This is a genomic window from Mycobacterium sp. E802, assembly GCF_001666875.1.
In the GTDB taxonomy this organism is placed as follows: Bacteria; Actinomycetota; Actinomycetes; order Mycobacteriales; family Mycobacteriaceae; genus Mycobacterium.
The window spans coordinates 42065-68357 of sequence record NZ_LZJD01000141.1; the positions used below are offsets into that span (position 1 = coordinate 42065).

24 protein-coding genes and 1 pseudogene are annotated in these 26293 nt (G+C 64.8%); 9 read left to right on the plus strand and 16 right to left on the minus strand.

Features of this window, described 5'->3' with window-relative positions; translation table 11 throughout:
* Positions 1-166: 166 nt before the first annotated feature.
* Complete coding sequence (locus A5699_RS20020; protein ID WP_067772786.1) at positions 167-3262, minus strand: DUF3427 domain-containing protein; 3096 nt, start codon at positions 3260-3262, stop codon at positions 167-169.
* Between the two features lie 108 nt (positions 3263-3370).
* On the opposite strand from A5699_RS20020, the gene A5699_RS29295 reads away from it, so the two are divergent.
* Both A5699_RS29295 and A5699_RS20030 read left to right on the plus strand, forming a co-directional pair.
* Positions 3371-4024 (plus strand): hypothetical protein, encoded by a 654-nt coding sequence (locus A5699_RS29295; protein ID WP_157561354.1) that lies wholly within the window; start codon positions 3371-3373, stop codon positions 4022-4024.
* Positions 4021-4374 (plus strand): DUF6086 family protein, encoded by a 354-nt coding sequence (locus A5699_RS20030; protein WP_067772792.1) that lies wholly within the window; start codon positions 4021-4023, stop codon positions 4372-4374. The genes A5699_RS29295 and A5699_RS20030 overlap by 4 nt, the downstream gene beginning before the upstream one ends.
* A gap of 195 nt (positions 4375-4569) precedes the next feature.
* On the opposite strand, the gene A5699_RS20035 is transcribed toward A5699_RS20030, so the two are convergent.
* Both A5699_RS20035 and A5699_RS20040 read right to left on the minus strand, forming a co-directional pair.
* Entirely contained in the window at positions 4570-5280 is a 711-nt protein-coding gene (locus A5699_RS20035) for a type 1 glutamine amidotransferase domain-containing protein (RefSeq protein WP_067772927.1), read from the minus strand.
* Positions 5281-5491: 211 nt separating this feature from the next.
* The gene (locus A5699_RS20040) at positions 5492-6238 is read right to left on the minus strand and encodes a Mut7-C RNAse domain-containing protein (protein WP_067772795.1); all 747 of its coding nucleotides are present in this window, start codon (positions 6236-6238) and stop codon (positions 5492-5494) included.
* Between the two features lie 167 nt (positions 6239-6405).
* Here A5699_RS20040 and A5699_RS20045 point away from each other — a divergent pair, with 167 nt between their 5' ends.
* Positions 6406-7956, plus strand: coding sequence for a serine/threonine-protein kinase (locus tag A5699_RS20045; protein WP_067772798.1), 1551 nt, complete (start codon positions 6406-6408; stop codon positions 7954-7956).
* 68 nt (positions 7957-8024) lie between these two features.
* Here the strand turns inward: A5699_RS20045 and A5699_RS20050 are convergent, their stop codons facing one another.
* On the minus strand, positions 8025-8804 hold the full coding sequence (locus A5699_RS20050) for a hypothetical protein (RefSeq protein WP_067772801.1): 780 nt from the start codon (positions 8802-8804) through the stop codon (positions 8025-8027).
* Positions 8805-8964: 160 nt separating this feature from the next.
* Between A5699_RS20050 and A5699_RS20055 the strand changes: the two genes are divergently transcribed.
* Entirely contained in the window at positions 8965-9459 is a 495-nt protein-coding gene (locus A5699_RS20055) for a hypothetical protein (RefSeq protein WP_067772804.1), read from the plus strand.
* Here A5699_RS20055 and A5699_RS20060 read toward each other — a convergent pair.
* From A5699_RS20060 to arr, 3 genes are all read right to left on the minus strand, one after another.
* Positions 9452-10402 (minus strand): hypothetical protein, encoded by a 951-nt coding sequence (locus A5699_RS20060; protein ID WP_157561355.1) that lies wholly within the window; start codon positions 10400-10402, stop codon positions 9452-9454. The genes A5699_RS20055 and A5699_RS20060 overlap by 8 nt on opposite strands.
* Before the next feature lie 122 nt (positions 10403-10524).
* Positions 10525-10842, minus strand: coding sequence for a hypothetical protein (locus A5699_RS20065; protein ID WP_067772810.1), 318 nt, complete (start codon positions 10840-10842; stop codon positions 10525-10527).
* 61 nt (positions 10843-10903) lie between these two features.
* Positions 10904-11344, minus strand: a complete 441-nt coding sequence (arr, locus tag A5699_RS20070; protein ID WP_067772930.1) for an NAD(+)--rifampin ADP-ribosyltransferase — start codon at positions 11342-11344, stop codon at positions 10904-10906.
* 274 nt (positions 11345-11618) lie between these two features.
* On the opposite strand from arr, the gene A5699_RS20075 reads away from it, so the two are divergent.
* The gene (locus A5699_RS20075) at positions 11619-12908 is read left to right on the plus strand and encodes a DUF2786 domain-containing protein (RefSeq protein ID WP_067772812.1); all 1290 of its coding nucleotides are present in this window, start codon (positions 11619-11621) and stop codon (positions 12906-12908) included.
* Between the two features lie 115 nt (positions 12909-13023).
* On the opposite strand, the gene A5699_RS20080 is transcribed toward A5699_RS20075, so the two are convergent.
* The 8 genes and pseudogenes from A5699_RS20080 to A5699_RS20115 form a co-directional block, all read right to left on the minus strand.
* Entirely contained in the window at positions 13024-13401 is a 378-nt protein-coding gene (locus A5699_RS20080) for a type II toxin-antitoxin system VapC family toxin (RefSeq protein WP_067772814.1), read from the minus strand.
* A complete protein-coding gene (locus A5699_RS20085; RefSeq protein WP_231965774.1) occupies positions 13398-13667 on the minus strand; it encodes an antitoxin in 270 nt (89 codons plus the stop codon). The genes A5699_RS20080 and A5699_RS20085 overlap by 4 nt, the downstream gene beginning before the upstream one ends.
* Positions 13668-13766: 99 nt before the next feature.
* A complete protein-coding gene (locus A5699_RS20090) occupies positions 13767-14606 on the minus strand; it encodes an SWIM zinc finger family protein (protein ID WP_067772817.1) in 840 nt (279 codons plus the stop codon).
* Positions 14593-17601 carry a DEAD/DEAH box helicase gene (locus A5699_RS20095; RefSeq protein ID WP_067772820.1) on the minus strand — a complete coding sequence of 1003 codons (3009 nt, stop codon included), beginning with the start codon at positions 17599-17601 and terminating at the stop codon, positions 14593-14595. The genes A5699_RS20090 and A5699_RS20095 overlap by 14 nt, the downstream gene beginning before the upstream one ends.
* Before the next feature lie 228 nt (positions 17602-17829).
* A complete protein-coding gene (locus A5699_RS20100) occupies positions 17830-19248 on the minus strand; it encodes an SDR family oxidoreductase (protein ID WP_067772823.1) in 1419 nt (472 codons plus the stop codon).
* Positions 19249-19518: 270 nt separating this feature from the next.
* The gene (locus tag A5699_RS28700; protein WP_369806736.1) at positions 19519-19989 is read right to left on the minus strand and encodes a HipA domain-containing protein; all 471 of its coding nucleotides are present in this window, start codon (positions 19987-19989) and stop codon (positions 19519-19521) included.
* A gap of 15 nt (positions 19990-20004) precedes the next feature.
* Positions 20005-20260: pseudogene (locus tag A5699_RS20110) on the minus strand (HipA N-terminal domain-containing protein); the annotation flags it as partial.
* A complete protein-coding gene (locus A5699_RS20115) occupies positions 20257-20586 on the minus strand; it encodes a helix-turn-helix domain-containing protein (protein ID WP_197508340.1) in 330 nt (109 codons plus the stop codon). The gene A5699_RS20115 and the pseudogene A5699_RS20110, both read right to left, overlap by 4 nt.
* A 370-nt stretch (positions 20587-20956) precedes the next feature.
* Here A5699_RS20115 and A5699_RS20120 point away from each other — a divergent pair, with 370 nt between their 5' ends.
* The 4 genes from A5699_RS20120 (at position 20957) to A5699_RS20135 (ending at position 24995) form a co-directional block, all read left to right on the plus strand.
* Positions 20957-22006: an ABC transporter permease gene (locus tag A5699_RS20120; RefSeq protein ID WP_067772835.1), complete on the plus strand. Its 1050-nt coding sequence runs from the start codon at positions 20957-20959 to the stop codon at positions 22004-22006.
* 1 nt (position 22007) lies between these two features.
* On the plus strand, positions 22008-22997 hold the full coding sequence (locus A5699_RS20125; protein ID WP_067772838.1) for an ATP-binding cassette domain-containing protein: 990 nt from the start codon (positions 22008-22010) through the stop codon (positions 22995-22997).
* Between the two features lie 209 nt (positions 22998-23206).
* Entirely contained in the window at positions 23207-24085 is an 879-nt protein-coding gene (locus A5699_RS20130; protein ID WP_142253908.1) for a cyclopropane mycolic acid synthase family methyltransferase, read from the plus strand.
* Between the two features lie 22 nt (positions 24086-24107).
* On the plus strand, positions 24108-24995 hold the full coding sequence (locus A5699_RS20135) for a cyclopropane mycolic acid synthase family methyltransferase (RefSeq protein ID WP_082957796.1): 888 nt from the start codon (positions 24108-24110) through the stop codon (positions 24993-24995).
* On the opposite strand, the gene A5699_RS20140 is transcribed toward A5699_RS20135, so the two are convergent.
* Positions 24992-26239, minus strand: coding sequence for a KasA/KasB family beta-ketoacyl-ACP synthase (locus A5699_RS20140; RefSeq protein WP_067772843.1), 1248 nt, complete (start codon positions 26237-26239; stop codon positions 24992-24994). The two genes, A5699_RS20135 and A5699_RS20140, sit on opposite strands and share 4 nt — an antisense overlap.
* Positions 26240-26293 lie beyond the last annotated feature (54 nt).

The following is a 26293-nucleotide window of genomic DNA, read 5'->3' on the forward strand; positions in this document are numbered from 1 at the left end:
GCAGGGGCACCGGAATCAAGATCACTTGCGGGACGCAAGAGTTCCCGTCAATGTGCCCGGCTCGAGCGGCCCGTCACGCACGTAACTTGATGTCGGCATTCTTGGGACGAAAATGCGAATCTCAGCTACCAGATAAGCGGCCGGAGGCTCCGACGCAAGCAAGGTTTTACGCCACCGCAGCCCGCGCCCCCAAATACACTTCCGTAGGCATTGCATGGCGCAAGCGCCAGGTGATCGCCATGGGCCGCTCTCCCTCGTGCGACACGTAGTCCGCCGGTCCCAGGAAGACGTACGGCGCGGCGCCGAACGCGTTGGTCTTGGCGTCCCGAACAAACAGCAAAATGTGCGAGCCACGCTCACGGTGGTGGATATAGCGCTGACCAGTCGGCGAGGCCGCTGACGTGGTCGACTGCGACTCCCAGTGAAACAGCTCCTCGCTCAGCGCAAAGTCCCGATACATCGTGGTCGGCGAATAATCCGTGTCGGTCTTCTTAAGCGTGATGAGGAAGGCGTCGGCGTTGACCGCCTCACACCACGCCACCCCTTCGCGCATGGTTGCCGGCGTCCGCTTCGCTGACACCCAGCCCAACGCCGCGAGGATCTCCTCCCGCGAATAACTCGCATGCAGTGCCAATGGAACCTCGGCTAGCTCCGGAACCACCTCACCCAGCGCCGTCGTGCTGCGATGTGCCGCGTCGAACGCGATGTCGATCACCTGGCGCATCTCATCGGCAACGTCCTCGCCGCGCAGCACGTCGAGACCGGCTGCGGCACTGCCGAATCCGCCACCGTTCGGAAACAGTGAGTAGAACAACATCGCCGCCAGCCGCTGCTCAACCGCGCTCGGCCCGCTTCCCTCACCCGTGACCAGCGCGCGGTACGCGTCCCAACGCCGGCGGTCATCGACATGCACGAGTGCCTTGATCCGCTTGAGCAACTCGTTCTCGCGCGGGCCCCGCTGTTCAGGCAACTTTCCCGCGTCACGGCACAGGGTGGTCCAGGACCGATCGGACCGCAGAATGTCTTCGAGTCTCCGACCGTACTCGTCAAGGTACGACGCCAGCCGGTCGTTGGGATGCGCCCGCACTTCCGAAATCAGCGCCGGCTTGTTCGACTTCTGCTGACGCACATTCTCCAGCACCAACTCCCGTGCCACGGAATCCAGGACGATCTGGCTACCCGACGGAAGGAACGGAAAACCCTCCCTCACTTGCCTTTCCAGCTGCTTACGGCTCAGGCCGGTCAACGCGCGGAACCGTTGATCGAAGCGAAACTCCTTGCGTTGATGCCCCACGAAATCCAGCGCCGTCAGTACCGTCTTGCCGTGGGTAAGCCGCAGCCCGCGACCAAGCTGCTGAAGAAACACCGTGGCGCTTTCGGTGGGTCGCAGAAATAGCACGGTGTCGACCTGGGGAATGTCCAAACCTTCGTTGAACAGATCAACCGCGAAGATCACGTTGATCTCCCGGGCACGCAACTCGCTCAGTGCAGCGCTGCGCTCGGCAGGTGGGGTCTCCCCCGACACCGCCCGTGCGGGGATACCGGCGGCGACAAACCGTTCAGCCATGTAGTGCGCATGGGCCACGTCGACGCAAAAGCCTAGGGCGCGCATCTCGCTGACGTCGGCGACCTTGTCTTGCAGTTCTTTCAGCACAATGCGTGTGCGCGCGTCGTTACCGGTGTAGATGCCGCTCAACTCGGTGGCGTCGTAACGGCCGCGCTTCCACTGCAGAGCTTCCAGGTCGGTGCCATCGTGGATGCCGAAGTAATGGAATGGGCACAGCAAGTTCTGTTCGAGGGCGTCCCACAGGCGCAGCTCGGCCGCGACCCGTCCACCGAAGAAACTTCGTACGTCCACGCCGTCGCCGCGTTCCGGAGTGGCGGTGAGCCCCAGCAGTTCCATCGGGGAGATGTGGTCTAGCAGCCGGCGATAGGAGGTGGCTTCGGCGTGGTGGAACTCGTCGATCACCACGATGTCGAACCGGTCGGGCTCGATGGTGGAAAGCTTGTCAGCGCTTAGAGATTGGACACTGGCGAACACGTGGCGCCACTTTGTTGGCTGCTCGCCGGCGACGAGTAGCTCTCCGAATAACGGATCGGTCAGCACCTCTTGGTACATCCGCCGTGCCTGCTGGAGGATCTCTTTGCGGTGCGCCACAAACAACAAAGACAGATCCCGGCCATGTACCTCGCGCACCAGCCGGCGATAGTCGAGTGCGGCGATCACCGTCTTGCCGGTGCCTGTCGCGGCGACGATGAGATTCCGGTGGCGGTCGTGAAGGGTGCGTTCGGCGTCAAGTTCTTCAAGCAGCTCCGCCTGATATGGCTTGGCGGTCACCTCCAGACCGGACAATGTAACTGCCAACGGATCGCGTTGCTTCTTGCCCGACGCGATCTCCAACGCCTCGCGAAGCTTCTCGGCATCGTCGGCCGGTCGGTATGGCTCGAACTCTCTGTTCTCCCAATAGGAATCGAACGTCGTCCGGAACTTGTCCAGCAGGTGCGGCGTGGAGACCGCCGAAAGTCGGACGTTCCATTCCAGTCCGTCCACCAGGGCGGCATGCGACAAGTTGGACGATCCGACGTAGGCGGTGTGAAAACCGGTGTTGCGTAGCAACAGCCAAGCCTTGGCGTGCAGGCGGGTGCGGTCGGTTTCGTAATTGACCCGGACCTCAGCGCCGAACTCATTCACCAACGCGTCGAGAGCCCGAGCATCAGTGGCACCCAGGTATGTCGTGGTGATGACCCGTAGCGGCACACCGCGGTCACGGAGTTCGGTGAGCTCACGTTCCAGGAGTCGCAGACCCTGCCACTTCACGAACGCACACAGCAGATCGACATGGTCGGCACTCGCCAACTCAGCCCGCAACTCGGCAGCCAACGTTGGCTCGTTGCGAGCGTTCGTCATCAACGCGGCGTCCGACAACGGTGTCGCCGGGCGTGGAGGATTGACCGTTCCCAGAGTTGTCGGGCTCACCGCATCGAGACGGTGAATCCTCGTCGGATCACTCTGGTGCAGGGCATCCTGCTGAGCGTCAGCATCACCGAGCACCTCAAGAATGTTGCGGAGTAGTTGAGCCCGTGCTTCCGCGCTACCCGCGGCGTTCAGCTGCCGCTCGATGAGCGGGGTCAGGTGTCGTGCGATCGTCAGCGCCTGCTCTGCCTCATCAACGGCGCCGATGTCGGCCTGCAGATCCGGGCGCTGGGCCAGTGCGGCGTTCAGCCGCTCGGTGAGCAGAGATTCATAGAGTCCAGCGTCCACGACGGGAGGTTAACGGAGCGGAACGACATAGCTTGGAGGATCGACGGTACCGGGGCTCCTGAAGCCGCCTTAGCAGCCAAAGGGCTCGGCGAGGCCGGGTTCCATGGATTGAAAGCTCTCCTCGGACGCGAGGCGCTCGAAGGTGCTGCAGGAATCACGAGCGAAAACGCCCTCCCTAAAGCCCTTGTCGCAGCTGAAGCCCGAGCCGACGATGCCGCGGGTAACCTCACCGGCCGGCCGCCGGTCGACCCACCTGAATCAGTACTCGACCACCCGTCGCCGGCTGCAGGTGAACACACCGCGCCGCCGAACCCCGTCGCGGATCACTCGCCGACCTTCGAACATCATCCAGCGCCAATCGGCGACGACGTGAGCTTTGCCGATCCATCCCGCCCAATGCTCGGGAGTGATGACCGATACCACATTCCGGAAGGCGCCACCGAAATACAAATTGATCAACCTGGGAATCTCGGGACCACAATTACTGACATCGACCGGGTCGAGAACGGGGTGCTATGGGAGGAGAAATCCGCAACTTCTGCGGGAAACGTCGAGCAATGGGTGAATAAGCAATTTGTCAACAAAATGGAGAAATATATCGAATCTCAGCAATATATAGCAGGCTACGAAAAGTCGCCCATCGGCGTAAGGTTCACCAATCCCGGAGGGGATCCGGCATTGAGAACAGCAATCGAACAAGCTGCCGCCGACCTGCGAGTGAAGTATACAGACGCGACCATCCTGGTAGACTGGGCACCGTGAGTTTCATATTCGACGTCGGCGACGACACCGTGTGGAGCCCCGCCCTAAAAGTAGGCGACTTGTACGTCCGGTTCGTCACTCAAGTCGGAGAATTCTTGGGCATGCCCACTGGGCTAAGTGCAATGGCGTCGGATTACTACTACATCGATCCCGATGTTTTCGAGGCGTTGGTCAAGAAATTGTTCAAGGAAGCTTTCGGGACTAATCATCAAATCGGGCGCGCAATGCTGGAATCAGTACTTGCGCCATCGGCGGTCATTCTGGACCGTATCAATCGCCCACTGTCCGCGGTGACCTCCGATGAACGAGAGTTTTTGGAGAAAGCTCGCGCTCTCTCGATGGCGCGATAGCGTCGCCTCTCTACGAGACCCTCATTTTCTAGACGGTGTGGACACGATTCGTCACTCCTCGTGTCAGGGTCGATCATCTCACCACGGCTTTCCGAAAACTTGGCGCGACCTAGTGGTCAGAGAATTGACGACTTTCAAGCCCACATGCCACCCAGACAGACTCCGTCGCGATTGCGCACTGGCTCCAAGCCGGCATCACGCAACGCCCGCCTTCACGTCCGCCACCAGCCGCTCGGCCAACTTCTCCGAGGACTGTGGGTTCTGCCCGGTGTAGAGGCTGCCGTCGACGACGACATGCGGACGTAGCGGAATCAGCGCCTTGGAATAGGCGACGCCGGCCTCTTTCAGTCTGTCCTCCAACAGCCATGGCGCCTTTCTGGCGAAGCCGTTGAGCAGTTCCTCGTTGTTGGAAAACCCGGTCATGCGCCGCCCGGCGAACGGTGATGTGCGGTCCGACCTGTCAGCGGCCAGGATCGCCGCCGGCGCGTGGCACAGCAAGGCGAGTGGTTTATCCGTCGCCAGCCGGTGCGCCAGCAGAGCCCCGGAGACCGGATCGTAGGCGAGGTCCTCCATCGGACCGTGGCCACTTGGATAAAACACCACGTCGTAGTCGTCGTCGTTCACGGTGTCGAGCCCGGCGGGATGAGCCAACATATTGGCGATGCTGTCTAGATAGCGCTTCACCTCGCGGCGCTTCCACGGCAGACCCCCGGCGAACCCGAGGCTGAGTTTGTCCAGTGTCGGCGCCTTGCCGCCCGGTGTCGCCACCGTGACGTCCCATCCCGCCGCGGTGAAAATCTGGTGTGGGCGGGCGACCTCCTCGGCCCAATACCCGGACGGATGCACCGTCCCATCCTTGAGCGTCCAGTGGTCAGCCGCTGAGATCACCATCAGGACTTTCGTCATCGTCATCTCCGTCCCCCAACGTTCGACACTGAAGTAGGGGTACCCACCCGCGGCCATGTGGTCGCACCTGGCTACCCAAAAATCCCCACGGGATGGACTCGGCTCCCGGCGTCGCGCTCGCGGACGCCGTGCACGCCATCATGGCGACGGCTACGTCGGCGGTGCTCACCGCCAAGGACCCGATGATGGTTCTCTCCTGGTTCGAAGCTGATCAAAGTCGCTCAAGCAGCTTGTCGACCAGCCCAGATAACCGCTCGAAATGCGTTCCAGCCCAGTAGATCTGACCGCAGCACGGACACTGACTGAATTCGTCGTAGTACTGCCGCGTCAACGGCTCCAGGCGATCGAGCACCTGCTCCTTGTCCACCGCGGTCAACGTGCCGTTGCACCGCAGGCACCGGGTGAACGGTGTGACCCGCCGCCGCAGATCCAGCCGACGCATCACCTCCAGCGCCTGTTCCTCGGGTTGCTGGGAGTGAACGAACAAACCATGAGTGATGGCGCGACGCTTCAACAGACCACGGTCTCGCGTCAGCAGGATCCGCTGCTGGTCCAGGCTGACGTCGGCCAGCGTGTGATCATCGGCATCGTTGCGCCACCACACATCGAAACCCAGCACCCGCAGCAACCGCGCCAGCCGACCGAGGTTGACGTCAACCACGAACCGCGGATCCCGCAACGGTTCCGGCCGCAGCCGCGCCGTGGGGCCTATGTCGAGCGCCTCGAACATCGGAAACACCGCGATGCGGTCGCCGGTTGTCGGCCGGTGCTCGAAGCCCACTGGATCCCCGTTCACCAGAATCAGGTCGATCTCGGTGTGCGGAATGCCCATGGCTTCCAGCACATCTTTGACCGTCTGATGGCTTTGGCAGGGCCGGTGCACGGCTCGACCGCGCCAGTCAACGTCCAGGAAATCGTTGAGCTCGGCGTAGGCCCGGACGGTCACGAAACCGGCCATCTCGCCATGGTGACGCGCCGGGTACGTCGGCCGCAATCCACTATCGGGGCCCACGTCGGGTCCGGCACCAATCTATGAGCAAATTCCCGCTACGGAACTCCGTCCGTGAATAAACTTGTCAGCACCCCGCGCTACGTTCGCCTGTTCGCCAGTCGAGGAGGCACAGGATGGTCGAGAACAACCCGCGCGTGGGCGGCCGTTTCGGAAAGTACGAGCTGACCGCGCTGCTCGGCCGCGGCGGCATGGGCGAGGTATACGAGGCCGTCGACGTCGACAAGGGCCGGACCGTCGCGCTGAAGATCCTCCGCACAGAGTATGCGGACAACGAACAATTCCGGACCCGGTTCCTCCGTGAGTCGCGCGTCGCAGCAGGCCTCGAAGAGCCCCACGTCGTGCCCATTCACGACTGGGGCGAGATCGACGGAAACCTGTACATCGACATGCGGCTGGTCCGCGGGCAAACGTTGCACGACCTGCTCCGCGCCGGTCCGTTGAACCCGCTGCAGGCAGCGTCGATCGTCGAGCAGATTGCCGCCGCACTCGATGCCGCCCACGCTCAGGGTCTGATCCACCGCGATGTCAAGCCGCAGAACATCATCGTGACCCCCAACGACTTCGCCTACCTGCTCGATTTCGGCATCGCCCAGGCCCAAGGCGATTCGCGCCTCACCCAAACAGACATGCGGATCGGCTCATTCAGCTATATGGCGCCGGAGCGGTTCGGCGACGGCCGGTGCTCACCCGCCGTCGACACCTACTCGCTGGCGTGTGTGCTCTATGAGGCACTGACCGCCGATACTCCCTTCCCCACACACAGCCACGAACAGCTGATCGCAGCTCATCTCTCCAGCCCGCCACCACGGCCGAGTGCAGCTCGTCGGGGAATTCCCACCGCGCTGGATGCGGTCATCGCCCGTGGCATGGCCAAGGAACCCGACGACCGGTACGGCAGCGCCGGCGCGTTGGGTCGCGCTGCGCGGCGAGCGGTAACCACGAGTGACGAAGCGACCGCAGCCAGCGCCGAAACCATGACGGCTCCGAATGTTTCGCCCCTCGTCAACCAGGCCGACGCCTTTGACGTCGGTAGCCGTCACCGGCAATCGGTGCTGCCGTGGGCAGTCGTCGGGCTGGCGGGTGCGCTTCTGCTGGGTGTAGTGGGACTTGTCATCGGACTCCTCATTCCGAAAAGTTCGGCGCCGGACGACAATTCGTCGCCAACGTCGACACTCGCCCCGCTACCGAGCGTGACCGTCCCCGGCACCACCGTGTACAGGACGGTGCCGGCGCCGACGACGCCGCCCGCCCCGTCGTACACCCAGACGGCAGCCCGCAACCCCGAAGTGTCGAGTGCGGCGCAACTACGTCAGATCTCCCTCGAAGACCACGGCGTCATCAGTACGGAGGGCGCGGATCGGTGGGTGCCGCAGCTGAGTTCGAAGCGGCCGGGTGTCGTCGATGAAGGTGTTGTGTGGGACAACGCGTTGACGTTGGCGGAGCATCTGCGACTGCGGCAGCAGTATGGCGCCAAACTGCTGTGGTCCGGCGACTGGTCGACCTTCGACGCGCCCAACTTCTGGGTCACCATCGCGCCGATCTCCTTTCCCGATGCGAGCGGCGCGTTGGCCTGGTGCCGCACTTACGGCTTCGATCGGGATCATTGCTACGCAAAGCTCATCAGTACGACGCACGCCGTGGCCGGCAGCACCGACTTCAATTGATCTCTCCTGGCCGGGAAAGTCCGCCTCCCACATCGCAGCATCGAAGATGCGGGTGACACATCTTTCCGCTACGCGAGGTCGAAACGCCCGTTCCGCAACCGCTCTGGAGCCCGCAAGTCGACCAACTCCATCCGATCCTCGGGATGTCGCCAGTAATGCCGGACCAACCAGTACAGCGCAACGCCCGTCGGGACATAAAGGTTCAGGCCACCGATTACGTTATCGCTGCCGTCACGCAGGCACAACACCACCGACCTGCCAGCATTCTTGCCGTCCTTGGTCTCCGAATGATCCTTGACATCGACAATGTCATCCCATTCCACCGCTCTGGTTTTGATCACATCGGCGATCTCAACCATGGCCGGACTGAATTTGAGGTATCCGACTCCGCGCCGCCTCCAGCTGATCAGACCGATGACCGCGATCAGCGCCACTGTCATGAACAGCGGGGGCGAGAAGATCTGCTGCCCTCGCGACATGGGAATGTCGATCACGCCGCGCGGTATGAAGTACGCGAGCAGCAATGCGGAGGGGCAGATCGTCGCGAGTCCCGTCAAATACAGCATGCCGAACCGCTTGTCCGGCCACACGGTGAACCCGCTTGCGTCGGTGGAGGCTCGCGTCTGCGTCTTGCCGGATGCGGCCATGAGAAGCACAGCCGCCATCAGGACTGGAAATGTGATGAATCCGAGAATCAAAACCGTCGTCAAGTAGTTGCCGCGCAGTCCGGCAAGGAACCCCTGGATAAGGAAGTAGACCATGCCCGCGGACACGGCGAGTCCCGCCCACACCCCGCGTTTGTCTGCTTTGGGCCAGTTCGCTGGATCGGGCAGGTTCAGTTCGGACACGAAGAAAACCTAACGGCATCAATCTCCGACGAGTGAACATCGCTGCGGCCGCTTCATCGGACCGCCCGACCAACAGCCGTGCCCCCGCCGCGAGAAACCGTCAAGCAATCGCACCGCCAACACCCTGGGCAACGTCGAGCAATCCGCCTAGCGTGAGGTCATGACAGAGCAATCGCCCATGGTCACCGTGACCCATCCACCACAGGCGATGATGCGCGTCGTCAATCCGGCGCTGCGGTTCCTTCTGCGCATGCCGTTCGCCGGCGCTGCGCGAAAACAATTCATGGTGCTGACCGTCCGCGGCCGAAAGACCGGACGGCAGTACGTGATTCCGTTGAGCGCCCATGTCATCGACAACACCCTCTATGCGATGACCGACGCGCCATGGAAATACAACTTCCGCAACGGCGCCACCGCCGAGGTCCTGCATGACGGGCAGACCACGACCATGCACGGCAACCTCATCGAGGACCACGCGACCGCCGCCGATCTGTTCCACCGCTGCGCCGAGTCCTACGGCGTCAAACGCGCACAGCGGATGATGGGCTTGACGTTCCGTGAACCCCGGATGCCCACCCTGCGGGAGTTCGCCGACGCCGTCGACCGTGAGCACCTCGCCGCGATCAAGCTGACCCCGAGTCCAGCCGCTACTTGAGGCAAGTATCGAACTCGTCGCGGATGCGCTGTTGCAGGGCCAACGCATCGGGCACGAGCGGTTCGCTCTTGGTGCGGTCACCGTTGACGTAGTCGCATTTGCCGATCATGGCGCTGCCCGCCCAGCGTGGCTCGTCGTAGCGGTACTTAATACCGTGCCAGGCCCAGGTGAGGCTGACCGGATTGTCCGGACCGGCCCCGATCGCATGAATGGTCCGCACCACGTCGTCGTAGGCGGTCGCCGGCGTCGGTATACCGAAGGTGAGGTGGTCGATCCTGCCGTCACGGACACCGATCCACCCCGGATCGGCCGGCGCCGCCGCGGCCAATTGCCCGTCGATGCGCTGTTTGTCGGCAGCGGTGAACCGGTTGACGATCATCCAGTGCGGATCGGCCACCCGGTCGGCTGCGGAGACCTCGATCCCGCGCGGCGGCCGGTCGGCGAAAATCCGCAAGACGGCGTCAACCGCGGCATCCGGAGACTCAGCCTCCAGGATCCGCATCTTCGAGGCGTCCGGCACGGCACCACTGAACCACATAATCTCCCCAGCCGGAACGGCCGCGCGAAGCCTGCGCATCAGCCCGGTCACGGGTCGGATGTCGTCGGGCAGGTCGGCACCGCCGGATATCGACGTCCTTTCGGCCACAACGATCTTCACCGACTGGTCGAACTTGGCGAAGTCTGTGCCGCGTAGCTCATCGAGCTGCGCGGCCACCGCGCCGACCTGCTCATCGGTGGCTCGGTCCATGGCAACGTCGAGCTCGAACCGGGTGCCCTCCAGAACGCCGTTGTCATAGATCAAGTCGACGTCGGACACCCCCGGCATCGCCGCGATGCGGCTGCGGATGTCGAGTGCTTCTTCTTCGCGGTCGGGCGCACCGGTGCAGCCACCCACGCCGACCGACAGCGCGATCAAGAGCACGGTGACAGGCCCGAATCGCATGCCCATGAGCGTACGGCCGTTGCCGGCACTATCGATGTGCAAATTCCACCTGGGTGGACGCCATCGGATCACCCGCCGGCGTCCACCCACTGCAGCCTGCCGAGTGCCTTACGGACGAGGCCTCATGGACACTCCTCCGTGTCGATCCGCACCACCCCGAAGTCGATCTCGGTCGACGCCGAGAACTTCGCCCCGGGCGGTGGCGTGGAAGTGCACACCTGCCAGTTGCGGTCGCTGATCTGGGCGCGACCCTTCCCGGTCAGATCGGTCGAGCTGCTGAACCACACCTCGCCGTGGGTCAACGACTGGATGGCATCCTGCGCGCCCTGCAGATCCCTGCCGATCAGGTTCGGCATCGTCCATGACGGTTCGGCCGACGCCACCGGGCTCAACACGACGGCCATCGCAACCGTCACCGCAGCCACCACTACACGCTTCATATCAACCTCCTGGTTTGAGTGAACCGCGCATCGTCACACGAGCCACCGACAATCGCAGAGGTCAGTCGTAGAGTACGTCGAGCCCTTTCCGCCGGAGATCGGCCAGGCCATCGCGCATGCCTTGGATCTGCTCGGGTGAATGCCCCACCCAATCGGTGAGCTCACCGACGATTTTCACCGGCTCGCGGGTGCGGAAGCTGTGGGTCGGGTTTCCCGGAAGCTTCTTGTCGGTCACGTTCGGGTCGTCCTCCAGCGCACCTTCGGGTTCGACGATGTAGATGCGGCCCCGCCCCTCGCCGACGGCCATCTCGGCTCCCCAGACCGCGGCGTCCAAGGTGCGGGTGACGTACACGTGGTTCATGATCCGACCGGCTTCGTAATTCGACTCCCGTCCCGGCACCAGGTACTCGCCCACCGCCAGGTCGGCCTTGGTGCCGTGCAGGAGCGCACCCGACTCGTGCAGTTCGAAAGGTTTCGGCGTACTCGTCACAACATCCCCCATCTCGTCACGGATCGGACGATTGTGCAGCACGCCAGGGGCCTTGCCGCAAGACCCACCTCCCGCCGTATAGTGAGAACGGGACGAATCGAAAACCCTTCCCGCTTGACCAATTCCGGGCACCGCGTCGAACGCGACCAGCATGCCCCTCACCGGTGGTGATCCAGCCCGACGGCCAGCCCGCCGCCTTCGCGATCTGCCTGGCGATGTCGCCGTGGACGACGCTGATGCGCGGCAGCAGAGGCAACTTGTCAGACCCTTGCACCAGACTCCAGCCATGAGCCGCCGCAACCGCCAGAAGCGCGCCGCCAAGCACAAGGACCGCCGCCGCGCATCATCACAACGAGAACGCTGGAGCACCGATCCCGGGTACGACCGGGCCGCCCTCCTCGACCGCCTCACCGCCGCGCTGTACCACTTCGCGTTGTGTCCCTACCACGATGCGGAATTCCACGCCACCGAGCTGCTCGACGAATTCCCCGGCCGGGCAGACGATCTCGACCTTGCCGCCGAAGGCACCTTGGCCGGTGCGATCAGCAACGCATGGCAGGCGGGGTGGTCACCCAATGATCTGCACGAGTTCGCTCGTCGCCGTCTCGACACAGTGGCAGCCGGCTACCTGGACGAGGCCGTCGTTCGGGAGTCCCGGCACTACTCCGTCGCCACCCTGCACCCACGATGGCGTGCCGAGCTTGCCGCGCTGTCCACGGATAGTGATCGCGGCGCTGCGCAGATGCGGGACTGGGCCTGCCGAAACGGTCTCGCACGTGAGGCCGTGTTGGCGATCGTGTTGAAGGTGCTGTGGCTCTTGGGCACCCTTCCGACCCTCGAACCGCTGCTGCCCTTGCCCGGCACGCACCAGCATTCGTCGGTGCCGGTGTCCACCGCCGATTCGAAGGCGCTCAGCCGGGTGCGCGGGCTGCTCGCCAAGGCAGAGGCCACCAAGTTTCCCGAAGAAGCCGAAGCCTTTTCGGCCAAGGCGCAAGAGCTGATGAGCAGATACTCGCTGCACCACGCGATCCGTGATCACGAGCAGGGACGCGCCGCGGAGGCGACCGCCCGGCGGATCTGGATCGACAATCCCTACGTCAGCGCCAAGGCAACACTGGTGCAGTCGGTGGCAACGGCCAACCGGTGCCGGTTGGTGTGCGCGGAGAAGCTCGGGTTCGTCACCGTCATCGGCGTCGAGTGCGACCTGGAATTCGTTGAGCTGCTGTCTACTTCACTGTTGGTCCAGGCTAACCGGGCGATGCTGGCGGTGGGTCGCACCACCAGTGGCGGTCAGACCCGGACGCGTTCGTTTCGTCAGTCGTTTCTTCTCTCGTACGCCGAGCGCATCGGTGAACGCCTCGCCGCCACTTCGACGACGGTGGCCACCGAGGTGGACCGCGGCACGCTGCTGCCGGTGCTGGCCGCGCACAGCCAGGCGACCGAGGACCTCACCAACCGACTCTTCCCGGTGACCAGCGCCCGCACGATGTCGGTGTCCAACGGGGCCGGCTGGTCGGCCGGGCGTATCGCAGCCGACCTGGCGCAGCTCGATGTGCGTCGCCCGATCGCGGGGTGATGCGCACCACCACGTAACGAACGCGGGTGGCGCCGACAGCGCAAAATCCGGATCCAGGCCCACGGCCAGCCCACCGGCACACGCAGCGCTGGAAACGTCCGCCAGGATCCACCCTTCAGCCGAACGCGCTGGCCAAAGCGCGGTCGAAAGTCTTGATTTCGGTGACACCGCGACGTTGACAGCAGGCCAGGTGGATGAGGTCACGGGCACCGAGCGCACGATGACGGTCAGCCAACGTGCGAGCATGCACCACATCGGCCTCCTCGACCGACCAAACCTCGGTCAACGATCGCGCAAGCGTCAACGCCGCATCCAGGGTGGTGATTCGGTCCGCCGGAATGTAGGCATGCAGCAGCTCCTGCAACACTTCCGCCGAGGTGACCAGCCGGCTGCGAGCCTCAACGCTGTGCTCGAGGAAGTCCCGGGCTGACTGGCGCAGTGGATGCTCCCGACCCACGGCATACATGAAGACACTCGTGTCGACAAAGATCATGGAGCCGACGCACCATGTCGCCGCGACTCTGCCATCACCCGGAGATGCTCGTCCCAATCCGGCTCGACACCCGGTTCATCCGGCAGCGACCCGAAGAATTCGCGTAGCTCGGCAACCGTGCGCAGTGGTCCGGCTTGCTCGGCAGCGAGCTGCTTGCGTCCAGCTTCAAGCAACCATGTGCTCAACGACATTTTGCGGGCCGCAGCCTGGCGACGAAACGCCTCACGTTCAGCTTCCGACAGAATCACCTGAATACGGCTACTCATGTGTAACGATCCTACACACCACCTCATGCGCCGCAGCCTGAGCCGCCAGGCCACGCGACACCCGTGGATGCCGGCCGAGTGGTCACGTTCGACCTGAAGTCAGACGCCCTCAGCATCACCATCGGCCGGCCGAGCATCGAAAGAGAGGTACGCCGGGCGCAACACCTCTACCAACGCCCGCCCGCGCACGGCCACCGCGATGTCAGGCAGCTGATCCAGCAGCGCCGCCGATGACGCCACAGGAGGAGCAGAGACGGGAATCGTGTTCTGCCGCATAAAGAAAGAATCAAGACAGTCGGCGAGCGGCCGGCAGGCCGGCTCGGCCCGATCGACCGCCGAGCCGCCACCGGCGCGGGCGGCCGCCAGGTTCTCCAGCAGGTCGTCGCGGTCCCGACCACGCCAGGCCAGGATCGCAAACGGGTCCTCGTCGAACGCTTCGGCCAGCAGGTAGAACGCCGCGGCAAGATGCTTGCACGGGACCGCACTGTCGGGACACGAGCAATCCAGCGACAATTCCCGGGCCGTCGCGGGAAACAGTGGCAGATCCAGCGCGTCGAACACGCCCTCGATGTCGGCCGGCATCTCACCGGCGAGCAACGCCGCGGTGTACAAGGCGTCTTGGGCCAGCGCGGCTTCGATCTGTGCCCACTCACTCTTGTCGAATGCGGTGATCCCGATGCGGGCCCGGTAGGGCCGCACCCGGCTGCCCTGCACCTGCGCGGCGACCAGGCCCGGCCCCACCTCCAGCGAGATCACCTGACCACGGCGGGCATAGTTGCGGCCGCGCTGCAACCGGCTGCCGATGCCCATGCCTTCGAGCACTTCGATGAACCGCTGCGACCACCACGTCTGCGCGATGGCGCCCCGGGTGCTGCGGGCCTTCAACCCGCTCTCGACGGGACGGGGCCGCGAGGCGGGATACCAGTCACTCACCGACAGCCCCCTCCGACAAGGCGAACAGGGTGCGTAGCTCCCCGGTGGACAGCTCGGTCAACCAACCTTCCCCATCGCCGACCACCAGATCGGCCAGCGCCTTCTTCTGCTCGATCATGTCGTCGATCTTCTCCTCCAGGGTGCCCGTGCAGATGAACTTGCGTACCTGCACGGTGCGCTTCTGACCGATCCGGAAAGCGCGGTCGGTGGCCTGGTTCTCCACTGCCGGATTCCACCACCGATCCAGGTGCACAACATGATTGGCCGCCGTCAGAGTCAGCCCGGTGCCACCGGCCTTCAACGACAGCAAGAAGATCGACGGCCCCTCGCCGGACTGGAACCGCGCCACCATCTCGTCGCGCCGCTTCTTCGGTACCCCGCCGTGCAGGTAGGCGACATCCTGACCGAACCGGGCGGCCAGGTGCGGCGCCAGCATCTCGGCGAACTCGGTGAACTGAGTGAAGCACAGCACCCGATCCCCCTCGGCGAGGATCTCCTCCAAGATCTCCTCGAGCCGGATCACCTTGCCCGAGCGCGCACCGACCGGCGACCGGTCGTGCAAGAGCTGCGCCGGGTGGTTGCACACCTGCTTGAGCTTGGTCATCGCCGCGAGGACGTTGCCGCGCCGCTCAATTCCGTCGGTGCTCTCGATCTTCTCCATCATCTCCTCGACGATGGCCTGATACAGCGACGCCTGCTCGGTGGTGAGCCGGCAATACTGTTTGACCTCGATCTTGTCGGGCAGATCGTCGATGATGGTCGGGTCGGTTTTGAGCCGCCGCAGAATGTAGGGACGGGTCACCCGGCGCAGCCGCTCGGCCGGCTCGGTCTGACCGTACTTCTCCACCGGAACCGCATACCGGGCCCGGAACGACTCTGACGAGCCGAGCAGTCCGGGGTTGAGAAAGTCCATGATGGACCACAATTCGGCGAGCCGATTCTCCACCGGGGTGCCGGTCAGCGCGACCCGATGCTCGGCATCGAGCCGGCGCACCGCCTTGGCCCCGCGGGACAGGCTGTTCTTGACGGCCTGCGCCTCGTCGAGGACCACCCGGTTCCACCGATACTGCGCGAGTTCGTCGATATCCCGGGTGGCCGTGGCGTAGGTGGTGACGACCAGGTCGGCCTGCGCCAACTGTTCTTCCAGCGCCTCGCCGTGCCGTCGGTCACCCCCGTGGTGCTGGTAAACCCGAAGTGCCGGTGTGAATTTCGCGGCCTCACGCTCCCAGTTGCCAACCAACGACATCGGACACAGCAGGAGGGTCGGCGCGGTGGTGGGTTCGTCGTGACGCTGCGCGGACTCCAGGGCGAGCAGCTGCACGGTCTTGCCCAGGCCCATGTCGTCGGCCAGGCAGGCACCCAGGCCGAGGGCGGACAGGAAAGCCAGCCACGACAGGCCCCGCTGCTGGTATGGGCGCAGCGTCGCCACGAAGTCCGGTGCCGGTTGCAGCGGCCGAAGCGATTGCGCGGCAGCGCCGTTGAGCAGATCACCCAGCCAGCCGTCGGCCCGTACCGACGTGATCTCCAGCGGGGTGTCGGTGTCGTCGGGGTGGCGGGCCGCCAGCGCCAGGAGTTCGGCGGGACTCGCCTGCCCGGTCGGGGTGCGCTTGAGGAAGTCCAGCCCGCGGCGTAACTGCTCCGGGTCGACAGCCACCCACTGGCCGCGCAACCTGATCAGCGGCGCCTTGGTCTGGGCGAGCGCGGCGATCTCGTCCTCGGTGAGCGTCTCGTCCCCCACCGCGAGTTCCCACCGGAAACTGATGAGCTGTTCCCGGCCGAATCGGCCGGCCGTCGCGACCACACCGTCGACCGGGGTGGACGCCGAAACCACCAGACCGAGCTTGCGGCGGCGGTCCCACCACGACGGCAGCAGCACCCCGAAGCCGGCGTCGTCGAGCAGCGGCGCCGCGGTCGACAGGAAGTGGTAGGCGCCTTCGGCATCCAGATCGACACCGGAGGGACGCGCGGTGCGCAGACCGGAGGTCAGTTCGGGGTATATCCGGACCGCCCGCCCCAACTCGGTGAGCAGAAGTTCCTCGGGGCGGTCGAGCCAACGCCGCAGGCTGCCGTCGTCATCCCAGGTCTGCTCGGCCGGCACCAGCAGGCTGGGGTCGGCGATCGATTGCAGCAGGAACTCCAGTCGCCAGCCGGCCGGGTCATCGTCGGAGTCCACCTCGGCCAGCCGGAAGGTGGCGCGAGCCGGACCAGGTTCCTCGATTCCGATCTCATCCCACGGCGCCAATGCGTCCGCCAAGCGGTCGAGTGCATCCGACTCGGCATCGAACCTGCCGTCCGGCGCCGTCAGCGCGTTAATCCATTCTTCTTCTACCGGAAGACGTTTCGGGTGCCGGCCACGCCGTGGAGGGAGCAACTCGTCAGCGGGCGCGATCGCGGCACGGGCCAATTCGTCGACGAACGCCGCCAACGCCGACGTGGCCAAACCCGCCTGCGCATCCGACTCCGCCCGGCACACCGGCGGCATGGCCGCAATGATCGCGTTCAATTCCATCACATCCGCGCCCTGCACGACGGGCCGCCAGAACCCGACCGGCTGGTGTCCGTCGATGCCGAGCGCCGGAAGAATCCGGCCACGCGCCACCAGTTTTCGCGCGAAGTCGGCGATATCGGCGAAGTAGGCGACCGACTCGCCGTAGCGTACGTCGACGGCCGGCTCATCCAGGAGCGCCAACGCTGATACCGCCGGAAGCCAGATCGTCGGAACCGTCCACGGCAGCAGAGCGGGTGCGCTGCGCGACGGCGGGCGGGGGGTGAGCCGCAACAGCTCCGGGGAGTCCAGCGGGGACGTCCGCAGCGACGGCAACAGCAAGACCGTACTGCCGGGCTTGCCGGCGTGGATCGAGCCGATCACCTCCGCCGGCGCGGCGAAGGGATGCGGACGGGCGGCACGCAACGCCTGACTTGCGCTCTTGACCGGACGGTCCGAATCCTCGGCCCACACGCACAAGCCGCCGGCCGACCAGAATCCGTGCACAACCAACATTGAGAATTCGCTTTCGGGAGGTGACGTCAGGCTAGCCAACACGCACGCCGCGAGCAGCCACGCCCCGCCGGGTTCCGCGGGCACATCGTTGGCCACAGCCGCTCAACCGGCGCAATCGCGGTGTGGCGGAGATGCTCATAGCCCTCAATCCGGATGAAGATTCCCGGCTGCCCTACCTGTTGCGGCTTCCCAATCCGGAGGCGTGGCTTTGTCTGGCCGATCCGATTCCTACCAATTGCTCTTCGAATAGTCCTTCAAGAAACACCCGTAGAGATCCTCGCCCCGCTCCCCACGCACGATCGGGTCATACGCGCGCGCAGCACCATCCACCAGATCCAGCGGCGCGTGGAAACCTTCCTCGGCCAGCCGCAGCTTCGTCGGATGTGGACGCTCGTCGGTGATCCAGCCGGTATCGACCGCCGTCATCAAGATCCCGTCCTGCTCCAGCATCTCCCCGGAACTGGTGCGGGTCAGCATGTTCAGCGCGGCCTTGGCCATGTTGGTGTGTGGGTGCCCCGGGCCCTTGTAGCCGCGGCTGAACTGACCTTCCATCGCCGACACGTTCACCACGTACTTGCGCCGGGCCGGTGACGCAGCCAGCGCGGGACGCAGCCGGCTCACCAGAATGAACGGCGCGGTCTGGTTGCACAGCTGCACTTCGAGCAGTTCCATCGCGTCGACCTCGTGCACGCGTTGGGTCCAACTGTTCACCGGCGCGGTATCGGGCAGCAGCCCACCCGCGTCGATGGCGGTGCCGGCGGAGATCCGCTCCGGGGAGGCGCTGCGGGCGGTCAGGGCCAGTTCGGTGAGTGCATGTGCCGACGGGTGCTCGCCGAGGCTGCCGACCAGGGCATGTGGGTGCGCGTCGCTGACGTGGTCGAAGGTGACGACGTCGACCAGGGCCGGCGGCGGGGTGCGCTCGGCCTCGACCAACGCGGCATACGAGCCCGGCGCCCGACGCACCGTCTGCGCCGCATTGTTGATCAGGATGTCCAGCGGTCCCTGCGCGGCCACCTCGTCGGCCAGGGCCACCACCTGGGCCGGGTCCCGCAGGTCGATCCCGACCACTCGCAGCCGGTGCAACCAGTCGGCGCTGTCCTCCATCGCGGCGAAGCGACGTACCGCATCGTTGGGAAATCGCGTGGTGATCGTGGTGTGCGCGCCGTCGCGCAGCAGCCGCAGCGCGATGTACATGCCGATCTTGGCGCGTCCGCCGGTGAGCAGTGCCCGACGCCCGGTCAGGTCGGTGCGGGCGTCGCGTTTGGCCCGGTTGATCGCGGCGCAGTCGGGACACAGCTGGTGGTAGAAGGCGTCGACGACGGTGTGATGGTTCTTGCAGATGTAGCAGGCCCGCGAGCGCAGCAGTGTGCCCGCGGTGGCCCCGACCGCGGTGGACACCAGCGGCAGACCTTGGGTTTCGTCGTCGATCCGTCCCGGCGCCCCCGTGGCGGTGGCGGCGATGACGGCGCGATCGGCGGCCGCGACGCGCTCGCGTGCGGCGGCCCGGCGAACTTTCTTCAATTCCTTGAACATCTTCGCGGTGGCCTGGCGCACAGCAATGGCATCAGGGTGCTCCGGAGGCAACTTGTGCACCTCGGACAGCACCCGCAGGCACGTGCTGAGCTGGTCAGGATCGATCGCGTCCACGAGGGAAGGGTACGGGGAGCGGGCACAAATCCCCGTATCGAGCTAACGGGCTCCTGGTGCGGCCTCGCCGACGGCCGGCTCAGCTTCCCACACCGCCGCATCCAAGGTGCGGGTCGCGTAGACGCGGTTCGTGATCCGTCGGCATAGACCCGGAAGTTCACGAAGGCATGCCGCCATCTCGCTCTCCTCAGCGGTTCAGGTTCGGCTTCCATGTCCCCGAGACATGCTCGACGATCCGCTCCGCCATGCGTTGCGCCTCAGGTTGCAGGCTCACTGGCAAAACAGCAGCAGCGCGTTCGAACGCACTGGGAAGGTCTCTGCGGAGTTCGTCCACTGAACGTCACCGATCTCCCTCACCACGACTTCGGCGGCGAGCAGCCCGGCTTCGGTGGCAGCGCGCTGACACAGCGCCTCGTTGATGTGGTGCAGTGCGTAATCAGTGATGGCAGGCTTGACGATCACGGTCGTCGGTGTCGAGTCACGGGGGATCCCGAACTGCCCTGATTGCGGGTCCCGGAACAGCGCGACCTTGGGTTGAGCGCCGGCGAGGCTCCACCGACCTCCGAATCTTCCTGGGTCCCAGTCAGTTTGATGAGTGGCGAGCAGGTGGACGAGATCTGCGAGTTCGGTCTCACTGAGCCATTGGATATCACCGGTCCGTGCGCGGGCGTCCGCTGGACCGACGTCAGGTGGGAGAAGCTGAACCGCCCCGGCCGCGTCGCGTCCGACATGAGCGAGCAGAGCGAAAGGATTGTTCGGCGAGACGTTGTACTCGCGTCCCCACCGCTGTCGCGCACCTTCACTGTTCGGAAGCAGGCCCTCAAGGTAGGACCGAATAGCCTTGTCCCGATGCCGATTCGACAATGGGAAAGGACAGCGACAACGGTGTGGGATCAGGCCGTTCGAGATACTCATCGTCGTAGGTGAAACGCAGAGCCCCGTGGGCAGATTGCGTCACGGTACCGGTCGGGATCCCGTCCAGGTAGACCCGCAGCGTCCTGTCCGCCATCATCTTTTCCTTGTGCCGAACAGCGCGTCAAACGGATCAAGCGTTCTGGGAACCGTTCCGGCAGGCGGGGACTTCTCCGGGGTTTCCTTCCGAGTACGTTTGCGGGCACTCGACGGCATCTCGGGCGCGGTCGCCTCCAGACTCACACCGAGGACGCGAAGTGCATCGAGCACGCGTTGCGCTTCCAGTCGCGGGTGCCCCTTCTCCAGCCTGACGACCCAATCTCGACTCATGCGCAGTTGCGCGGCCAGCTCAGCCTGAGTCATTCCACGAGCTGTGCGAGCAGAACGAACGAGAGCACCAACGTCACCCATTGTCTTGATCTGCATGGCCCGCTCCTTGCAGTCGTTCGACGACATTTCCGATTGTTGTCGTTCGACATCTTTTGCTAAAGAGGCCGTACGACGTCTTTCCGCACTTCAGCGCTTCCTCACGACGGCCACCGAATGGTCATAGCCCACCCGGACGATGGCTCCCGGAGGTCTGGCAGGTCCTGGCAGGATGCGCACTGACGCAGTTGCCCTGCAGGAGGCCGAGTCACCACCCCTGATATCACCGGCGATATCAGGTTTCCAGACTGCCTATCGGTCCCACAGCCGATACCACTGTGGCCCCTGTGATCAAAGAGAAGATGCCCCAATAACTACCACCCGCCACAACCACCTCGGTAACGTCGAAAGCGATGCAGGAGACACCGACGTGTTGATCGCGGCGTTACGCGATCTGCAGTGGCGGCGACGGCGATTCATGATCGCCGTGGTCGGCACCGCGATGGTCTTCGCGATGACGTTGGTGTTGACGGGGCTGGCCAACGGTTTCCGCGTGGAGGCCGAACGCAGCGTCGACGCGCTGGGCCTCGACCACTTCATGATCAAAGAAGGCGCGGCCGGGCCTTTCCTGGGTTCAGCGCCGTTGCCGCCCAACGCCGTTCAGATCGCCGCCCGCCTGCCCGGGGTCGACACCGCGGTGCCGCTGGTCTACGGCTCCTCGACGATCCCCGCCGACGGCACCCCTCGCAACGTCAACGTGTTCGGCGTGCCCGACGACGGCCCGGGCGCGCCACACCTCAAAGAGGGCCGCGCGCCGCATGCCGTCGACGAGGTCGCGGTGTCCACGACGATGGGCCGCCCGATCGGGGCCGACATCGACGTCGGCGCGGCGAAGCTACACGTCGTCGGCCTGGTCGATGACTCCACGGCCCTGGCCGGTCAGGACAACATCTATCTGACCGTGCCCGGCGCCCAACAACTGCTGTTCTCGGGCCAAAAGCTGATCTCGTCGGTCGGCATCCTCGGCACCCCGCAGCAGACGCCACCGGATTTCCGCATCGTGGACCGGGCCGGCGCCGTCGACGACATGGTGCGCGCCCTGCGCGGCGCCAAGCAGGCGATGAGCCTGATGGCCGGCCTGTTGTGGGCGGTCGCGGCGTTGATCGTCGGTTCGGTGATCTACCTGTCCGCGCTGGAACGCAGCCGCGACTTCGCGGTGTTCAAAGCCGTCGGAGTGGCTACCCGGTCCATCATGGCCGGGTTGGCGATGCAGGCGGTGACGGTGGCGCTGCTGGCCGCCCTGTTGGGCGCCGGCCTATCCCTGGTGCTCGGCCCACCGTTCCCGATGCGCTGCGACGTGCCCACGGCCGCCTTCGTCGCGTTGCCGATCCTCGCGGTCGGGATCGGCCTGCTGGCCAGTGTGGCCGGACTGCGCCGCGCCGTCACCATCGACCCCGCCCTGGCGTTCCGAGGACCCTGACGTGGCCGGCCTTCTCGTCAAAGACCTCGTCGTGGAGTACTCCAGCGGCGGCTACGCGGTGCGCCCGATCGACGGCCTGGATCTCGAGGTCGCCGCCGGCTCGTTGGCAATCCTGTTGGGCCCCAGCGGTTGCGGCAAGACCACCCTGCTGTCGTGCCTGGGCGGGATCCTGAAACCGACCGCGGGCCGCATCGAGTTCGGCGACATCGACGTGACGGGCCTGAACAAGAAGGGCCTGTCGGACTACCGCCGCGACACCGTCGGCATCGTGTTCCAGGCGTTCAACCTGGTGCCGAGCCTGACCGCCCTGGAAAACGTCATCGTGCCGCTGCGCGCGGCCGGCATGAGCCGCTACGGCGCCCGCGAACGCGCCATGGAACTGCTCACCCGCGTCGGGCTGAAAGACCGATTGCACCACCGCCCAGGCAATCTCAGCGGCGGCCAGCAGCAACGCGTCGCCGTGGCCCGTGCCATCGCGCTCGACCCGCCACTGATCCTGGCCGACGAGCCGACGGCCCATCTGGATTTCATCCAGGTCGAGGAGGTGCTGCGGCTGATCCGCGAGCTGGCCAGCGGCGAGCGCGTCGTCGTCGTCGCCACGCACGACACCCGCATCCTGCCGCTGGCCGATCAGGTGGTCGAGCTCGTCCCGCACGTCGCCGTGGAACATCAGAGCACCGAAGCCGTCACGCTCGAACCGGGCGAGGTGCTGTTCTCCCAGGGCGAGATGGGTGATCTGATCTATGTCGTCACCGCCGGAGAGTTGGAGATCGTGCGTGAATTATCCAGTGGCGGTGAGGAAATCATCAAAGTCGCCGGCCCCGGTGACTACTTCGGCGAGATGGGCCCGTTGTTCAGCCTGCCCCGCTCGGCCACGACCCGCGCCAAGAGCGAGGCCGTCGTCGTCGGATACACCGTCCAGGCGTTCCGCGAACTACTCGGCCCGACCGGCACGCGCCACCTGGTCGGCCGACAGGAAACCGAAGACTGACCCGACTGTTTGAATCCGCAAGCAGCGCCCGGCATTTCAAGATCACCGGGATCAAGTTTTTCCAAGGGGTACCCGGCGTGACCCTAAAGGAGTAACGTCCGGTCACGGCGTATCAAAAAAGCGGTATGCCCCTCAGCTACCGAGTCCGAGACCGTACGGGGCGGCTAGTGACAGCTACTGAGCACAAAGACAAAACCGCAGCACCGTACATCGGTGCGCGTCCGGGTGAGCGACACGGGTCGACGGCAGACGAAGTCCGCTCCCATTACGACCTGTCCAACGACTTCTTCCGGCTGTGGCAGGACCCCACCCAGACCTACAGTTGTGCCTATTTCGAGCGCGACGACATGACGCTGGAACAGGCCCAGATGGCGAAAGTCGATCTGGCGCTGGGCAAGCTGGGCCTGCAGCCGGGCATGACATTGCTCGACATCGGCTGCGGCTGGGGCTCGACGATCATGCGCGCGGTGGAGAAGTACGACGTCAACGTCATCGGGTTGACGTTGTCGCACAACCAACTCGCCCACATCGAGCAACGGTTCGCCGAATCCGACAGCCCCCGCAGCAAAGAAGTACGGCTGCAACCGTGGGAGGATTTCGACGAACCGGTCGACCGGATCGTGTCGATCGGCGCGTTCGAGCACTTCGGCTTCGAGAAGTACGCCGACTACTTCAAGAAGACCTATGAGCTGATGCCCGAGGACGGCGTGATGCTGCTGCACACCATCGTCTCGACCAGCAAGGAAGAAGTGGCCGAGATGGGCCTGCCGACGACGATGTCATTGATGCGGTTCTTCCGCTTCATCGTCACCGAGATCTATCCCGGGGGCCGCATTCCGCTGATCAAGATGGTCGAAGACCGCGCGACCGAGGCCGGCTTCCACGTCACCCGCAAGCAGCGCCTGCGTCCGCACTATGCCCGCACCCTCGACACCTGGGCGGCCAATCTGCAGGCCAAGAAGGACGAGGCCATCGCGATCACCTCCGAAGAGGTCTACGAGCGCTACCTGAAGTACCTGACCGGATGTGCGGACCTGTTCCGTGACGGCTATACCGACGTGTGCCAGTTCACCTGCGAGAAGGCATAAACCAACGGGGAGGTAAGTGCGCATGGCCGACGGTGTGGCGGGGACGGCCCAGATGCGGCCGTACTTCGAGGATGTTCAAGCCCACTACGATCTCTCCGATGAATTCTTCGGGCTCTTCCAGGACCCGTCACGCACCTACAGTTGCGCGTTCTACGACCGCGACGACATGTCACTGGAAGAAGCCCAGATGGCCAAGATCGACCTGGCCCTCGACAAGCTGGACCTGGAACCGGGCATGACGTTGCTCGACATCGGTTGCGGCTGGGGCGCATTGATGAAACGTGCGCTGGAACGCTACGACGTCAACGTCATCGGCCTGACCCTGAGCCGCAATCAATACGCCTTCGACCAGAACCTGTTGGACCACGTCGAGTCCGACCGCTCACACATGGTGTGCCTGCAGGGCTGGGAACAATTCGACCAGCCGGTGGACCGTATCGTCAGCATCGAGGCCTTCGAGGCGTTCGGGAAGTCCCGGTATGCAGCATTTTTCGACACCGCGTACCGGGTGCTGCCCGAGGACGGCAGCATGGTGATCGAGACCATCTTCACCCATCCGATCAACTATTGGCGGGAACACCACATCCCGATCACCTTGAGCGACATGAAGTTCACCCGGTTCATCGGCAAGGAGATCTTCCCCGGCGGTCAGCTGCCCTCGGATGACGACATGTACGAGTTCTCCTCGGCCGCTGGGTTTTACACCGAACAGCTGCAGTTGATGAACGCCCACTATGTACGGACGCTGGACACCTGGGCGGCGAATCTGGTTGCCCACCGTGACGAGGCGATCGCCACCACCTCCGAAGAAGTGTACGACCGCTACATGCGCTACATCACCGGTTGCGCCGACTTCTTCCGCCGCGGCATCTCCGAAGTCGCCCAGTTCACCTTCACCAAAGAGGACTAATAGGCACCGAACGCCAACGCCACGTTCTGCCCGCCGAACCCGAACGAATCGCTGATCGCATACCGGTAATCGCCTTGGCGCGGCTTGTCGACGACCACATCCAGGTCGATCTCCGGGTCCGGATTCTTCAGGTTGAGCGTGGGCGGGATGATCCCGTCACGCAGGGCCTGCACGGTGAGCACCGCCTCCACCGCGCCGGCCGACCCCAGCGAGTGACCCAACGCCGCCTTCGGCGCGTACACCGCAGGCGTCGACGAGCCGAGGGCACGGTGAATGGCCCTGGCCTCGGCCACATCCCCGCACCACGTTCCGGCGGCATGCGCATTGACGTGGTCGATGTCGGCCGGGGCGAGACCGGCCAACTCCACCGCCCGGGCGATGGCGTCACCGGCGCGCTCCCCCGTCGGATCGGGCCGGATGGCGTCGTAGCCGTCGGAGGTGATGCCGGCACCCAGCAGCCGGGCCAGGATCGGGGCGCCGCGGGCCTTGGCGTGCTCCTCGGTTTCGATCAGCATCAAGGCCCCGGCCTCACCGAAGACCATGCCGTGCCGGTCCTTGTCGAACGGGCGGCACGCGGCGGCCGGATCGTCGTTGTCGGTCGACATGAAGCCCGCCTGCGTGAACGCCGCGATCGGCACCGCCTCGATGCAGGTCTCCACCCCACCGCAGATCGCAATGTCGGCATCCCCCAGGATGATCTGGCGCCAGGCGTGCGCGATCGCCGACGCACCGGACGCGTCGGCCATCACCGGCGACATCACACCGGCCTTGGCGTGCCGCTCCAACGCCACGGCCACCGCCGGCGCGTTGGGCATGTACTTCTGGATCGAGGTGGGTGCGACGGCGCGCAGCCCTTTTTCCTTCCACGTATCGTACTGCAGGATCATCTCTTCGGTGGTGGCCAGCGCCAGACCGATCGAGACCATCAGCCGGCGGGTGTCGATCTCGGGTGACCCGGCGACCTCCCAGAGCCGACGGCCCAGCACCGTGGACATCTGCCCCATGTACGAAAGCTTGCGCCGCTCAATGCGGCTCAGGATCTCGTCGAACGTCTCGGTGAGCTGCCCGGCGATCCGCACCGGGAAGTCGAACTCGTCGACGAATGGTTTGTCCAGCGGACGAATCCCGCTGCGGCCCTCGAGCAGCAAGCGCCACGTGTCCTCGGCTTCAGGCGCAAGGGAAGTGGTCGATGTCATCGCGGTGACGACGACATCGGGAAAATGACCCGAAGCCTGCGCAAGCATCTGCCGGTTTCTCGATTCTCCTTCGCGGACTCACAGCGAGAAAGTACTTCCCAC